Source organism: Streptomyces sp. NPDC025793 (assembly GCF_055558375.1).
Window position 1 is genome coordinate 254,781 of sequence record NZ_JBVHMR010000004.1, and the last position, 12,567, is coordinate 267,347.

12 protein-coding genes are annotated in these 12,567 nt (G+C 71.2%); all 12 read right to left on the minus strand.

Features of this window, described 5'->3' with window-relative positions:
* Window positions 1-24: 24 nt before the first annotated feature.
* A complete protein-coding gene (gene ispG / locus ACZ4MF_RS11370; protein WP_467491785.1) occupies window positions 25-1,158 on the minus strand; it encodes a flavodoxin-dependent (E)-4-hydroxy-3-methylbut-2-enyl-diphosphate synthase in 1,134 nt (377 codons plus the stop codon).
* A 4-nt stretch (window positions 1,159-1,162) separates the two neighbouring features.
* On the minus strand, window positions 1,163-2,191 hold the full coding sequence (gene hpnH / locus ACZ4MF_RS11375; RefSeq protein WP_467491786.1) for an adenosyl-hopene transferase HpnH: 1,029 nt from the start codon (window positions 2,189-2,191) through the stop codon (window positions 1,163-1,165).
* A 5-nt stretch (window positions 2,192-2,196) separates the two neighbouring features.
* Entirely contained in the window at window positions 2,197-2,838 is a 642-nt protein-coding gene (locus ACZ4MF_RS11380) for a phosphorylase family protein (protein WP_356028372.1), read from the minus strand.
* 1 nt (window position 2,839) lies between these two features.
* Window positions 2,840-4,885 carry a squalene--hopene cyclase gene (gene shc, locus ACZ4MF_RS11385; protein WP_467491787.1) on the minus strand — a complete coding sequence of 682 codons (2,046 nt, stop codon included), beginning with the start codon at window positions 4,883-4,885 and terminating at the stop codon, window positions 2,840-2,842.
* 116 nt (window positions 4,886-5,001) lie between these two features.
* The gene (locus ACZ4MF_RS11390) at window positions 5,002-6,066 is read right to left on the minus strand and encodes a polyprenyl synthetase family protein (protein WP_467491960.1); all 1,065 of its coding nucleotides are present in this window, start codon (window positions 6,064-6,066) and stop codon (window positions 5,002-5,004) included.
* A 68-nt stretch (window positions 6,067-6,134) separates the two neighbouring features.
* Window positions 6,135-7,574: a hydroxysqualene dehydroxylase HpnE gene (gene hpnE / locus ACZ4MF_RS11395; RefSeq protein ID WP_467491961.1), complete on the minus strand. Its 1,440-nt coding sequence runs from the start codon at window positions 7,572-7,574 to the stop codon at window positions 6,135-6,137.
* Window positions 7,538-7,708, minus strand: coding sequence for a DUF6380 family protein (locus tag ACZ4MF_RS11400; RefSeq protein ID WP_467491788.1), 171 nt, complete (start codon window positions 7,706-7,708; stop codon window positions 7,538-7,540). The genes hpnE and ACZ4MF_RS11400 overlap by 37 nt, the downstream gene beginning before the upstream one ends.
* Window positions 7,708-8,670: a presqualene diphosphate synthase HpnD gene (gene hpnD, locus ACZ4MF_RS11405; protein WP_467491789.1), complete on the minus strand. Its 963-nt coding sequence runs from the start codon at window positions 8,668-8,670 to the stop codon at window positions 7,708-7,710. Before hpnD ends, ACZ4MF_RS11400 begins: the two co-directional genes overlap by 1 nt.
* Window positions 8,667-9,563 (minus strand): squalene synthase HpnC, encoded by an 897-nt coding sequence (gene hpnC, locus ACZ4MF_RS11410; protein WP_467491790.1) that lies wholly within the window; start codon window positions 9,561-9,563, stop codon window positions 8,667-8,669. The genes hpnD and hpnC overlap by 4 nt, the downstream gene beginning before the upstream one ends.
* 360 nt (window positions 9,564-9,923) lie before the next feature.
* The gene (locus ACZ4MF_RS11415) at window positions 9,924-10,724 is read right to left on the minus strand and encodes an ABC transporter ATP-binding protein (protein WP_467491791.1); all 801 of its coding nucleotides are present in this window, start codon (window positions 10,722-10,724) and stop codon (window positions 9,924-9,926) included.
* On the minus strand, window positions 10,717-11,646 hold the full coding sequence (locus tag ACZ4MF_RS11420) for an ABC transporter permease (RefSeq protein ID WP_467491792.1): 930 nt from the start codon (window positions 11,644-11,646) through the stop codon (window positions 10,717-10,719). The genes ACZ4MF_RS11415 and ACZ4MF_RS11420 overlap by 8 nt, the downstream gene beginning before the upstream one ends.
* Window positions 11,647-11,706: 60 nt before the next feature.
* Entirely contained in the window at window positions 11,707-12,561 is an 855-nt protein-coding gene (locus ACZ4MF_RS11425) for a glycosyltransferase family 2 protein (protein ID WP_467491962.1), read from the minus strand.
* Window positions 12,562-12,567: the final 6 nt, after the last annotated feature.

Consider the following 12,567-nt stretch of genomic DNA (forward strand, 5'->3'; position numbering starts at 1 on the left):
CCCCCTCTCGGTCCGTGCCTTGCCTCAATTCGACTGCTCTGCGGGGCTCGTCCGTTCGGCGAGCTTCATGGCCTCCTCGATGAGGGTTTCCACGATCTTCGACTCGGGCACGGTCTTGACGACCTCGCCCTTGACGAAGATCTGGCCCTTGCCGTTGCCTGAGGCAACTCCGAGGTCGGCCTCACGGGCCTCGCCCGGACCGTTGACCACACACCCCATCACCGCGACCCGGAGCGGCACCTCCATGCCGTCCAGCCCCGCCGTGACCTCCTCGGCGAGCTTGTACACATCGACCTGGGCGCGGCCGCAGGACGGGCAGGAGACGATCTCCAGCCGCCGCTCCCGCAGCCCCAGCGACCGGAGGATCTGGATGCCGACCCTGACCTCCTCCACCGGCGGCGCGCTCAGCGACACGCGGATGGTGTCGCCGATGCCCCGGGACAGGAGCGCGCCGAAGGCGACGGCCGACTTGACCGTGCCCTGGAACGCCGGGCCCGCCTCCGTGACGCCCAGGTGCAGCGGGTAGTCGCACTCTTCGGCGAGCTGCCGGTAGGCCTCGATCATCACGACCGGGTCGTTGTGCTTCACCGAGATCTTGATGTCCCGGAAGTCGTGCTCCTCGAAGAGCGAGGCCTCCCACAGCGCGCTCTCGACCAGTGCCTCCGGCGTCGCCCTGCCGTACTTCTGGAGCAGCCGCCGGTCCAGGGAACCGGCGTTGACCCCGATCCGGACCGGCGTGCCGTGGTCCCTGGCGGCCCGCGCGATCTCCTTCACCTGGTCGTCGAACTTCTTGATGTTGCCCGGGTTCACCCGGACCGCGGCGCAGCCGGCCTCGATCGCGGCGAACACGTACTTCGGCTGGAAGTGGATGTCCGCGATCACCGGGATCCGGGACTTGCGCGCGATCGTGGCGAGGGCGTCCGCGTCGTCCTGCGTGGGGCAGGCGACGCGGACGATCTGGCAGCCGGACGCGGTGAGTTCCGCGATCTGCTGGAGGGTGGCGCCGATGTCCGACGTACGGGTCGTCGTCATCGACTGCACCGACACCGGGGCTCCGCCCCCGACCGCCACCGGCCCGACCTGGATCCGCCGCGACGTGCGCCGCGGCGCGAGGGGCCGGGCCGGCACCTCGGGAACGCCCAAGGGAACGGCGGCCATGACGTCAGTCCTGCTTCCCGCTCGTCGTCATCGTCTCGCGCGCGGCCCGCAGTGACTCCTTCAGGGAGCCCATCGTGGCGAGCACGGCGGTCGGCTCGTAGCCGCAGTGGGCCATGCAGTTGGCGCAGCGCGGGTCCTTGCCGCGGCCGTACTTGTCCCAGTCGGTCTTCTCGACCAGTTCGCGGTACGTCGACACGTAGCCGTCGCTCATCAGATAGCAGGGCTTCTGCCAGCCGAAGAGCGAGTAGCTCGGGATCGCCCACGCCGTGCACGGGAAGTCGACCTTGCCCTCCAGGAAGTCCAGGAAGAGCGGGCTCTGGTTGAGGCGCCACTTCTTGCGGTTGCCGCCCGAGAAGGCCTTCTTGAACAGCTCGCGGGTCTGCTGCACGCCGAGGAAGTGCTCCTGGTCGGGCGCCTTCTCGTAGGCGTAGGCGGGCGAGAGCATCATCTCGTCCACCTTCAGGTCGTCGTTGAGGAAGTTGAGCACCTCGACGACGGTCTGCGGGGTGTCGGTGTTGAAGAAGGTCGAGTTGGTGGTCACCCGGAAGCCGCGCCGCTTGGCCTCCTTGATGGCCTCCACCGCCTCGTCGAAGGTGCCCTCCTTCGCCACCGAGGCGTCGTGCCGCTCGCGCAGCCCGTCGATGTGCACGGCCCACGCGAAGTACGGCGAGGGCGTGAACTTGTCCATCTTCTTGCGCATGAGAAGGGCGTTCGTGCACAGGAACACGAACTTCTTCTTCGCCACCAACTGCCGTACGATCTCGTCGATCTGAGGGTGCATCAGCGGTTCGCCGCCGGCGATGGACACCATCGGCGCACCGGACTCCAGCACCGCGCCCACGGCCTGGGCGACGGGCATGCGCTGCTTGAGGACACCCGCCGGATGCTGGATCTTGCCGCAGCCCTCGCACTTGAGGTTGCACGCGAACAGCGGCTCCAGCTCGACCAGCAGGGCGAACTTGTCCCGCTTCCTGAGCTTCTGTTCGAGCAGGTATGTAGCGACCTTGACGGTCTGGCGCAACGGCATGGCCATCTGGCTCACCTCCGGGGGAGCAGCAAAGAACGGTGCCATTCGAAAAATGCGGGAAGTACGGAACGAAGAACGCGGAAGGCCGATATCCCGCCGCGCACGGTGCCGATCCGGACGAGTTCGTGTTCGGGGGCGTCCACGACCACCCGGACGGCCGCCACCGGGCGGTCACCGGTGCGGACGGCGGCGAGGAGCGTGGCCGCCGACTCCATGTCGACCGCGATCGCCCCGGTCGCGAGCAGCTGGGACCGCTCGGGACCGCGCACGACGTGGTCGGAGCCGGTGAGCGGCCCGGTGTGGACCGTGCGCCCGGGCAGCAGGCGCACGAGTTCCTTGACCAGCAGTTCGGTCGCCACGCAGGCGACGGCGCCGCGCGCGTCCCGGGTCTCGTCGGCGACCACCAGGTCACCGGGGTGCATGCCGGGCGCGAGCCCGGCACAGAAGCCGGTGGCCAGCACGGCCGCGTCGGCGAACGCCGGGAGGGCGAGCTGCCGGTGGACGGAGCGCTCCGCCGCCTTCGGGCCCATGCCCGTGCGGACGACGGAGTACGGCCCGCCCGCCCCGCTCCTGTCACCGGTGCGCAGGGCGACGTGCTCGATGCCGAGCGCGCAGGCGATCAGCAGCGGGGCCGGGGCGGGCTGGGTGGTCACCTCAGCTCACCCTGGCCTCGGCGAGAGGTTTCTGCGCCTCGGTGAGCGGCTTCCTGGCGAGCAGCCGGCGCTCGAAGGGGTCGCCGTGCAGGTACCGGCCGAGCGCGGTGAGCGGGAAGACCTGCCGGTACAGGTGGTAGTTGATGGAGAAGTCCCAGGGGAAGCCGGTGCCGGTGAAGTACGGCTCGTCCCAACCGCCGTCCTCGCGCTGGGTGTCGGCCAGCCACCGCACGCCCCGCTCGACGGCCTGGGAGTCGCGCTCCCCCGCCGCGAGCAGCGCCATCAGCGCCCACGCGGTCTGTGAGGCGGTGGAGGCGCCGCGGCCGCTCCACTCCTTGACGTACTTGTAGGAGCGCAGGTCCTCGCCCCAGCCGCCGTCCTCGTTCTGGACGGACTCCAGCCAGGTCACGGCCCGCCGGATCGCCGGGTGCGAGCCGGGCAGTCCGGCCGCGGTCAGCGCGGGGACCACGGAGCCGGTGCCGTAGAGGTAGTTGACGCCCCAGCGGCCGAACCACGAGCCGTTCGCCTCCTGTTCGGCGAGCAGCCAGTCGATGCCGCGCCGGGTGCGCGGGTCGTGGGCGAGGCCCTCGGCCGCGAGCATCTCCACCACGTGCGCGGTGACGTCGGCCGACGGCGGGTCGATGACCTCGCCGAAGTCGCAGAACGGCAGCCGGTTGGGGAACGGGCTGGTGTTGTCGACGTCGAAGGCGCCCCACGCGCCGTTCTTCGACTGCATCCCGAGGTTCCAGCGCACCGCCCGCCCGATGGACCTGTCCACCCGCTCGGGGTCGTGGTGGCGGACCCGGCGCAGCGCGAGCGCGACCTCGGCGGTGTCGTCGATGTCCGGGTAGTTGTCGTTGTGGAACTCGAACGCCCAGCCGCCCGGCGGCAGCCCGGGCCGGCGTACGGCCCAGTCGCCGGGCCGGACGATCTCCTCGCCGAGCATCCAGTCGGCCGCCTTGACCAGTTGCGGATGGTCGACGGGGAGCCCCGCGTCGACCAGCGCGATGGTGGCGAGGCAGGTGTCCCACACCGGGGACTGGCAGGCCTCGATCATCCGGGCGCCGTCCTCGCGCCACACGGCGAAACGGTCCAGCGAGGCGATGCCCTCGCGCAGCACCGGGTGGTCCAGGTCGTAGCCGAGCAGGTGCAGGGCGATGACCGAGTACACGGCGGGGGGCTGGATGCCGCCCCAGCAGCCGTCGTTCTCCTGCCGCTCGATGATCCAGCGGGCCGCGCTGTTCATCGCGGCCCTGCGCAGCCGGCGCACGGCGACCCTGCGGTAGCCGCGGACCACCTTGTCGAGCCGCTGGAAGAGCCCGTCCCAGCTCGCGACCGGGGCGAGCGGCTGAGGGGGGTTGGGGTTCGCCGGGTCGGTGTGCAGTTCGTCCAGCGCGAAGGGCGCCGGGCGCACGGGACGCTTGGCGGAGACGACGGTGAGCGGCACGATGGTCTGCCGCGCCCAGCAGCCGAAGTTGTAGATGTTGAGCGGGAACCAGGTCGGGAAGTACAGCAGCTCCGGCGGGAGTTCGGGCAGGTCGTCCCACTTCCACCAGCCGAACAGGGCGAGCCAGATGCGGGTGAACACCCGGGCGGCGGCGATCCCGCCGCGCTCGCGGATCCAGGCGGAGGCCCGCGCCATGTGGGGCGCGTCGGGCGCGTCGCCGGCCAGCCGGAGGGCGACGTACGCCTCGATGGTGGCGGACAGGTCGCCGGGCCCGCCGTAGAAGGTGGCCCAGGTGCCGTCCTCACGCTGCTCGCCGCGGATGAACAGCGCGGCGGCCTGTGTGGTCCGCTCGTCGCGGATGCCCAGGAACTGACGCAGGAGCAGGTCTTCCGCGTCCATGGTGACGTTGGTCTCCAGGTCGCCCTTCCACCAGCCCTGGGCGTCCTGCCCCGCGAGCAGGAAGTCGGTGGCGCGCCGGGCGGCGCGTGCGGCGGCGTCGTGCACCCCGGCCGCCTCGGGGGTGGTGATGGTGGTGTCGCTGGCCGCGGCCGCAGGGGACGGCGAGGGCGCCCCGGTGCTTCCGTCGGTCGTCGCTGTCATGGCTTCCCCTTCGTGCAGTCGTGCGAGTCGTGCTGCTGTGGGTCCGCCGTCGGCCGGTGTCCTGTGTCGAGGGACACCGGCCGGCGACTACGCGAGCTGTATCGAGCCGATAATGATCATCTCTTTCGTACGACGACGAAGTCGGCGAGTGCCGCGAAGGCGTCCCGGACCCGGCCGGGCATCTCGACGGCGTCCAGGGCTTCGATGGCGATGGTGTGCTGGCGGCGCGCTTCCTCGGCCGTCCAGTCGCGGCCGCCGGCCTCTTCGATCAGGGCGGCACGGGCCGCGAACTCCTCCTCGGAGAAGTTCTCGAAGTCGGTGCTCTTGGCATCGGCGGCGAGCATCTCGCCGAGCTTCTCGGAGGCGGCGCCGCCGGCCGCGAGCGCGGCGACGACCGGCAGGGACTTCTTGCGCTGGCGCAGGTCGCTCCAGGTCTGCTTGCCGGTGGCGTCCGGGTCACCCCAGATGCCGAGCAGGTCGTCGACGGCCTGGAAGGAGAGGCCGAGGTGGTAGCCGTACTTCTCCAGGGCGTCGGCGGTGGCGTCGTCCGCGCCGCCGAGCACCGCGCCGATGGAGCTGGACGCGGCGAGCAGCGCGCCGGTCTTGTTGCCCTCCATCTCCAGGCACTCCTCGACGCTGACGCGGTCGCGGTGCTCGTAGGAGATGTCCTGGGCCTGACCGTCGATCAGGGCGCGGGAGGCGGCGGTCAGCCGGCGGGTGGCACGGCCCGCCTCGACGGTGCCGAGCTCCAGCAGGACCTCGTTGGCGAGGGCGAACAGGGCGTCGCCGACCAGGATGGCCTGGGCGGGACCGTGCACCTTCCAGACGGTGTCACGGTGCCGGCGCTGCTCGTCGCCGTCCATCAGGTCGTCGTGCAGCAGCGAGAAGTTGTGGACGAGTTCGACCGCGACGGCCCCCGGGACGCCCACCTCCGGCCCGGCACCGGTGATCTCGGCGGAGAGCACGGCGAGGGCGGGCCGTACGGCCTTGCCGCCGTCGCCGTCGGCGGGGTTGCCGGCCGCGTCGATCCAGCCGAAGTGGTAGGCGGCGACGGTGTCCATGGGCGGCGCCAGCCGGTCGACGGCCGTCCGCAGGACCGGTGTGGCCAGGGTACGGCCGCGCTCCAGCAGCGCGGTCACGTCCACCGCGGTCCTCCGAGCGGGTGTCGAGGCCGGGGGCACAGTGGGCACAGTCTCTCCTCTTGTTGCGGTACCGGGGGTGCGGGGACCTGCCGCGCGCTCACCGAGCATCAGGCCGCCTCCTCGAACGCGAAGAGACGGCGGGGGCGGGGCCGGCCCAGGGAACTGAGCGCGGCGTCGGCCGCGCTCACTCCACTGCGGACCGCACTCTCCATGGTCGCGGGCCACCCGGTGGCGGTCCACGCTCCGGCCAGGTACAGGCCGGGGGCCTTGGTGCGGGCGCCGGGCCGCAGCCGCCCGACGCCGGGGGTGGGAGCGAACGTCGCCGTGCGCTCCCGGGTCACGAAGAAGTCCTTCACCACCGCGCCACGAGTGCCCGGGATCAGCCGTTCCAACTCGGGCAGATAGCGCTCGCGCAGCGCGGCGACCGGCAGGTCGATCTCGTCCTGCGCGGCCGACTGCGACAGCGCCAGGTACTGCCCCTGGTCGAGCCCGGAGGCGTCCGTGCGGTCGAAGACCCACTGCACGGGGGTGCCGAGCGCGGCGAAGAAGGGGCGGGCGAGCACCGTGCGGTCGTAGACGACATGCACGTTGAGGATCGGCGCGGTGCCGATGCCGAGCAGCCGCCCGGGGTCGTCGAGGGCGCCGGGGGGCAGCAGGTCGTGGGCCTCGCGCTGGGGTACGGCGAGGACGACGGCGTCCGTGTGAAGCGTCTCGCCGGGAACCTGAACGCTCCAGCTCCCGTTCTCGTTGAGGGAGATGGAGGTGACGCGTGTACGGACCTCGGTACGCACGCCCGCGGAGTCGAGCGCCCTGCGGGCCAGCCGGTCGTGCAGTTCGCCCAGCGGGACATGGGCCCAGCCGATGTCGGCCGCGCCCGGGTCGGACAGCAGACCGGTCTTGAACACCATCGCGGCGAGCCCCAGCGAGGCGTCTCCCGCGACCGCGTTGAGGGTGGCGACCCCGACCAGGTCCCACAGGGCCTCGACGGCACGCGCCGACTGGCCGCGGGCGGCCAGCCAGCTGCCGAAGTCCTGCGTGTCCAGGGTCGGATCGGCGAGGTCGAGTCCCTTGAGCGCGAGCGCGGCGCGCCCGACGGCGGCACGCTCGGCGAGCGAGAGATGCGGATACGTGGCGAGGCTGCGTCCCAGATGGAGCGGGACGGGCAGCGCGTCGCGCCGCAGCCTGCCGAGCCGTCGGCCCTCGGGCCTGGCGACGTCGACGACGGGCACGTCCAGGCGGTCCTGCAGCGGTGCCAGCGCCGTGCCCTCGATCCGGTCGAGGAACCAGCGGTAGGCGGTGCAGCAGCGCAGGTACACGTGCTGGCCGTTGTCGACGGTCAGCTCGCCGCGCCGGAAGGAGAAGGCGAGGCCGCCCAGCCTCGGCCTGCCTTCGAGCAGGGTGACGCGGACACCCGCGTCCGCGAGCGCGAGCGCCGCGGTGATGCCCGCGAGTCCGCCGCCGACCACGACGGCACGGCCGGCGTGCGCCGGTGCGGGGCGCGAGCTGTCGCTCATCGTGCGTCGTCCTTCCATACATGCGCCCCGCAGGGGGTGCCGTGACGGGCCGTCCGGCGCTGGTCGAACGGTGCACGGTCAGCCGTCGCAGACTGGGACGCCACGCCGGAGTGCAGGGTTGCCTGCCGCGGCACGTCCCCTGGTTCGGCTGGTTCGGTGAGGTCCATCAGGCGCGCCTCCTGACGGACCGGGGCACGACATGGCGGGTCACGTTCCGGGTGTCGAGACCGGACAGACCGCGCACGGCGACGTAGGCCTTCTCACGTCCGGGCAGCGAGACCCGGCCGCGCAGCACGGCCTCGGGATCGCGCTCGATGCGGTCCAGCAGCCGGCGGTAGATGCCGGCCATGGCGGCGACACAGGCGCCGCTGCGGCGGTCGAGCATGGGGAGCAGCCGGTAGCCCTCGGCGAAAAGGGCGCGGGCCCGCCGCACTTCGAAGTGCACGAGGCCCGCGAAGTCGGAGCCCTCCGGTGGCGTCGGCCCGTCGAACCCGGCCGAGCAGCCGAACTTGGCCAGGTCGTCGGCGGGCAGATAGGTACGGCCGCCCTGGGCGTCCTCGCGGACGTCTCTCAGGATGTTGGTGAGCTGGAGCGCGAGGCCGAGGGTGTCGGCGTACTCGGGGGCGCGTTCGGCGCCGCGCGCGCCCGGTTCGGTGCCGAACACGCCGAGCGAGAGCCGGCCGATGGCACCGGCGACACACCGGCAGTAGACCTTGAGGTCGTCCCAGGTCTCGTACGTCTGACCGCGCACGTCCATCTGGACGCCGTCGATCAGCTCGTCCAGGCCGCCGAGCGGGATCGGGAAGGCGCGCGCGGCATGGGCGAGGGCGACGGCCACCGGGTCGGTGTCGTCCTCGGCGACCTCGCCGGCATGGACCCGGGCGAGCAGCGCCCGGGTGTCCTCCAGGCGGGTCAGCTTGGTCTCGCCGGGCAGGTCGCCGTCGCCGATGTCGTCCACGCGCCGGGAAAACGCGTACAGCGCCGACATGGCGCGGCGCTTGGGCGTGGGCAGCAGCCGGATGCCGTACGCGAAGTTACGGGCCTGCTGCCCGGTGACGGCCTCGCAGTAGCTGTAGGCGGCGAGTACCGGCGCGGACACGTGCGACGGAGACTCCACGGTCCGGATCACCCCTCTCCTCGCAGGATCACGCCCGCCTCACGCAGCAACTGGACCTTGCCGGGTCTGGGCGGGCCGGGAAGTACGTCGTATTCGGCGGCGGCGATCGCCCGGATCGCCGCCCTTCCCCCCGCCACGAACCCCGCGAGCAGCAGCTTCAACCTGCCGTGGACGCTACCCACCAGGGGGGCGCCTTCATTCAGCAGATCGCGGGCGCGTTGTGCTTCGTATGCAACCAGGGCGCGCACCGATGCGCCTGCCGTTTTCGCGCCAAGATCCGCTTCCTGCACGTGGAAGCGCTTCATGTCGACGGCGGGGAGGTAGATCCGGTCGCGGCCGAGGTCCTCGGCGACGTCCTGGAGGTGCTCGACGATCTGGAGGGCGGTGCACACGGCGTCGGAGAGGAGGATCCGCTCGGGCGTCTCGGTACCGGTCACGCCGAGCACGAGGCGGCCGACGGGGTTGGCGGAAAGCTCGCAGTAGGCGAGCAGGTCGTCGTAGGTCTCGTAGCGGGAGACGAGCTGGTCCTGGCGGTTGGCGGCGATCAGGCCCAGGAAGGGGTCGGGGGTCAGGCCGCGGCGGCGGACGGTGGGCTGGAGGCGGCGCAGCAGCGGGTGGGCGGGGGTGCCGTCGAAGACGCGGCGCAGGTCGGCCTCGAAGGCGTCGAGCAGGACCAGGCGGTTCTCGGCCTCGGCGGCCGACACGCCGAGCAGGCGGGCGTCGGCGCCGCCGGGGGCGAGGTCGCCGTCGCCGATGTCGTCCACGAGGCGGGCGAAGCCGTAGACCGCCATGAGGTCGTCGCGCCAGGCGCGGGGCAGGAAGAAGGGGGCCACGGGGAAGTTCTCGCGCGCGGCCTTGTCCAGGGTGGCGCGTTCCAGGTCCGGCGCCGTCTCGGTGGCCGTCATCGCCCGCAGCCCGTGGCGGGGACGGCACATGCTGCGTTGAGCTGGGGAGTTTCCGTAGCCATTGCCGTCACATCTCCCGTTCTACACTGCCGACCCAATACACACTATTTCGGACACGCCGCCCGACGATCCGCGGGGTCGCCCTGGCGCGGGATGTCGCGCGTTATGGCCCCACTTGCCGCTTTCCGGACCGGTACAGCTTACGTTGTACAACGCATCGAGGTCCGTCGGGGTGTCCTGCGCATCACAACAACACACCGATTGGCGTCAAGATTCCTTGCGCAGACCGGAGTTGACGTTTCCTTTGCGACCCGGGGGCCGACCGGACAGATGCCGGCGGACCCCCTGGCCGAAAACAGGCTACTTGCCCGTGAACTTCTCGTACTCCCTCAGCACCTCGTCGGTCGGCCCGTCCATGCGCAGCTCGCCGCGCTCCAGCCACAGGACGCGGTCGCACGTGTCACGGATGGACTTGTTGTTGTGGCTGACCAGAAAGACCGTTCCGGCCTCCTTGCGCAGTTCCCGGATGCGGTCCTCGGAGCGCTTCTGGAACCCCCGGTCACCGGTGGCGAGGGCTTCGTCGATCATGAGGACGTCGTGGTCCTTGGCGGCGGCGATGGAGAACCGCAGCCGGGCGGCCATGCCGGAGGAGTACGTCCGCATCGGGAGGGTGATGAAGTCGCCCTTCTCGTTGATCCCGGAGAAGTCCACGATCTCCTGGTAGCGCGCCTTGATCTGCTCCCGCGACATGCCCATGGCGAGACCGCCCAGGATGACGTTGCGCTCACCGGTGAGGTCGTTCATCAGGGCCGCGTTGACGCCCAGCAGCGACGGCTGGCCGTCGGTGTAGACCTTGCCGCGCTCGGCCGGCAGCAGCCCCGCGACGGCGCGCAGCAGGGTCGACTTGCCGGAGCCGTTGGAGCCGATCAGGCCGATGGCCTCGCCCCGGTGGGCGACGAAGGAGACCCCGCGCACGGCGTGGACCGTGCGCACACCCCGCGCCCCGTCGCCGGAGCCCCGCCGCACGATGCGGCTGAGCGCGGCCGTCGCGCTGCCCCTGCCGGTCCTGGCGCCGTTGACGCGGTAGACGATGTGGAGGTCGTCCGCGATGACCGTGGGCCTGCGCGCGCCCGTGGTCGGGTCGTGCAGCTGCTCAGCCACGGCCGTACCTCTCCTCCGCCCGCCAGAAGAACACGAAGCCTCCGGCGAAGACGACCACGGCCCAGAACAGCGCGATGGCCCACACGTGCGGGGGCAGGTTCGACGCGCCGTAGCCGTCGATGAGGGCGTAGCGCATGAGGTCCATGTAGACCGCGGCCGGGTTGACCTGGAGCAGCCGGACGGCGAGCTCCGAGCGGCCCTCCATCATCTTGCTGATGGAGAACATCACACCGGAGGTGTACATCCAGGTGCGCAGGATGAACGGCATCAGCTGGGCGAGGTCCGGCGTCTTGGCGCCCAGGCGGGCCACGATCAGCGCGAGCCCGGTGTTGAACAGGAACTGGAGCACCAGGACCGGCACGATCAGCAGCCAGGACAGGCTCGGATAGCTGCCGAACCCGATCGCCACGACGAACATCACGATCATCGAGAAGAGCAGCTGCTGGAGCTGCTGGAGCGAGAAGGAGATGGGCAGCGAGGCGCGCGGGAAGTGCAGGGCGCGCACCAGGCCCAGATTGCCGGAGATCGCCCGGACACCCGACATGATCGAGCTCTGCGTGAAGGTGAACACGAACACGCCCGTGACCAGGAACGGGATGTAGACGTCCTGGGACAGGCCGCGGCTCGCGTGCAGGATGACACCGAAGATGAAGTAGTACACGCCCGCGTTGAGCAGCGGGGTCGCCACCTGCCAGAGCTGGCCGAGCTTGGCCTGGCTGTACTGGGCCGTCAGCTTGGCCTGCGAGAAGGCGAGGATGAAGTGGCGCCTGCCCCACAGCTGACGGACGTACTCGGCGAGCGAGGGACGGGCGCCGCTGACGGCGAGCCCGTACGCGGCGGCGAGCTGCGCGGCCGTCGGTCCCTCGTCGGGCGACGGTATCGCGCTCACCGCGACACCGCCGTCTTGGGTTGTGTGACTCACGAGTGGGAATCCGGAATCTCTTGGTAAGAAGCTTGCTCTCTTCAGGTAAGAGCAAGCTTCTCAGATCACCGGAGGCCGGCCCAGCCGGGTCAGCCGCCACACCGTGCGCCAGCGCATGGGGCGGCGCGGACCGCACGGGGTCGTCCAGCCCTCCTTGAATCCGCCGAACCAGGCCTTCAGGGCCGGCCCGGACGGCCGCCGCAGCAGCGTGAGCAGCAGCCAGACGCCGAGGTAGACGGGGACGAGGGGCAGCGGCAGGTTGCGGCGGGCCAGCCAGACGCGGTTGCGGGCGACCATGCGGTGGTAGACCGCGTGCCGCGAGGGAGCCGTCGTCGGGTGGTACAGGACCATGTCCGACCGGTAGTCGATCATCCAGCCGGCGTCCAGGGCCCGCCAGGCCAGGTCGGTCTCCTCGTGCGCGTAGAAGAACGCGTCCGGCAGCGTCCCGGCCTCCGCGAAGACGCGGGTGCGCACGGCGTTGGCGCCGCCGAGGAAGGTGGTGACGCGCGAGGAGCGCATCGGGTCGGAGGCGCGCAGCCGGGGCACGTGGCGGCGCTGGGTCTCGCCGGTCTCGGGGTCGGCGATGCGGAAGCTGATGATGCCGAGCCTCGGGTCGGCCTCGAACGCCTCACGGCACAGCTGGGCGGTGTCGTGCCGGGCGAGCAGGCCGTCGTCGTCGAGGAACAGCAGTATGTCGACGTTCCGGCCGCTCGGCCCGAAAGCCTCTATGCCGACGTTGCGGCCGCCCGGGATGCCCAGGTTCTCGGGCAGCTCGATCGTCCGCACGACCGACGGGAACTCCGTGACGTCCGGGACGGGCGAGCCGTTGCCGACGACGACCACCTCGACCGGGTCGCCGTCCTGCTTGGCGACCGAGTCGATGAGAGCCCGCAGCTCCTCGGGCCGGTTGCCCATCGTGAT

Bases quoted from the DNA above. Each gene is read 5' to 3' on its own strand.
- ispG (WP_467491785.1), bottom strand. From the start codon at position 1,158: ATGGCCGCCGTTCCCTTGGGCGTTCCCGAGGTGCCGGCCCGGCCCCTC.
- hpnH (WP_467491786.1), bottom strand. From the start codon at position 2,191: ATGGCCATGCCGTTGCGCCAGACCGTCAAGGTCGCTACATACCTGCTC.
- shc (WP_467491787.1), bottom strand. From the start codon at position 4,885: ATGACAGCGACGACCGACGGAAGCACCGGGGCGCCCTCGCCGTCCCCT.
- ACZ4MF_RS11400 (WP_467491788.1), bottom strand. From the start codon at position 7,708: ATGGACCTCACCGAACCAGCCGAACCAGGGGACGTGCCGCGGCAGGCA.
- hpnC (WP_467491790.1), bottom strand. From the start codon at position 9,563: ATGACGGCCACCGAGACGGCGCCGGACCTGGAACGCGCCACCCTGGAC.
- ACZ4MF_RS11425 (WP_467491962.1), bottom strand. From the start codon at position 12,561: ATGGGCAACCGGCCCGAGGAGCTGCGGGCTCTCATCGACTCGGTCGCC.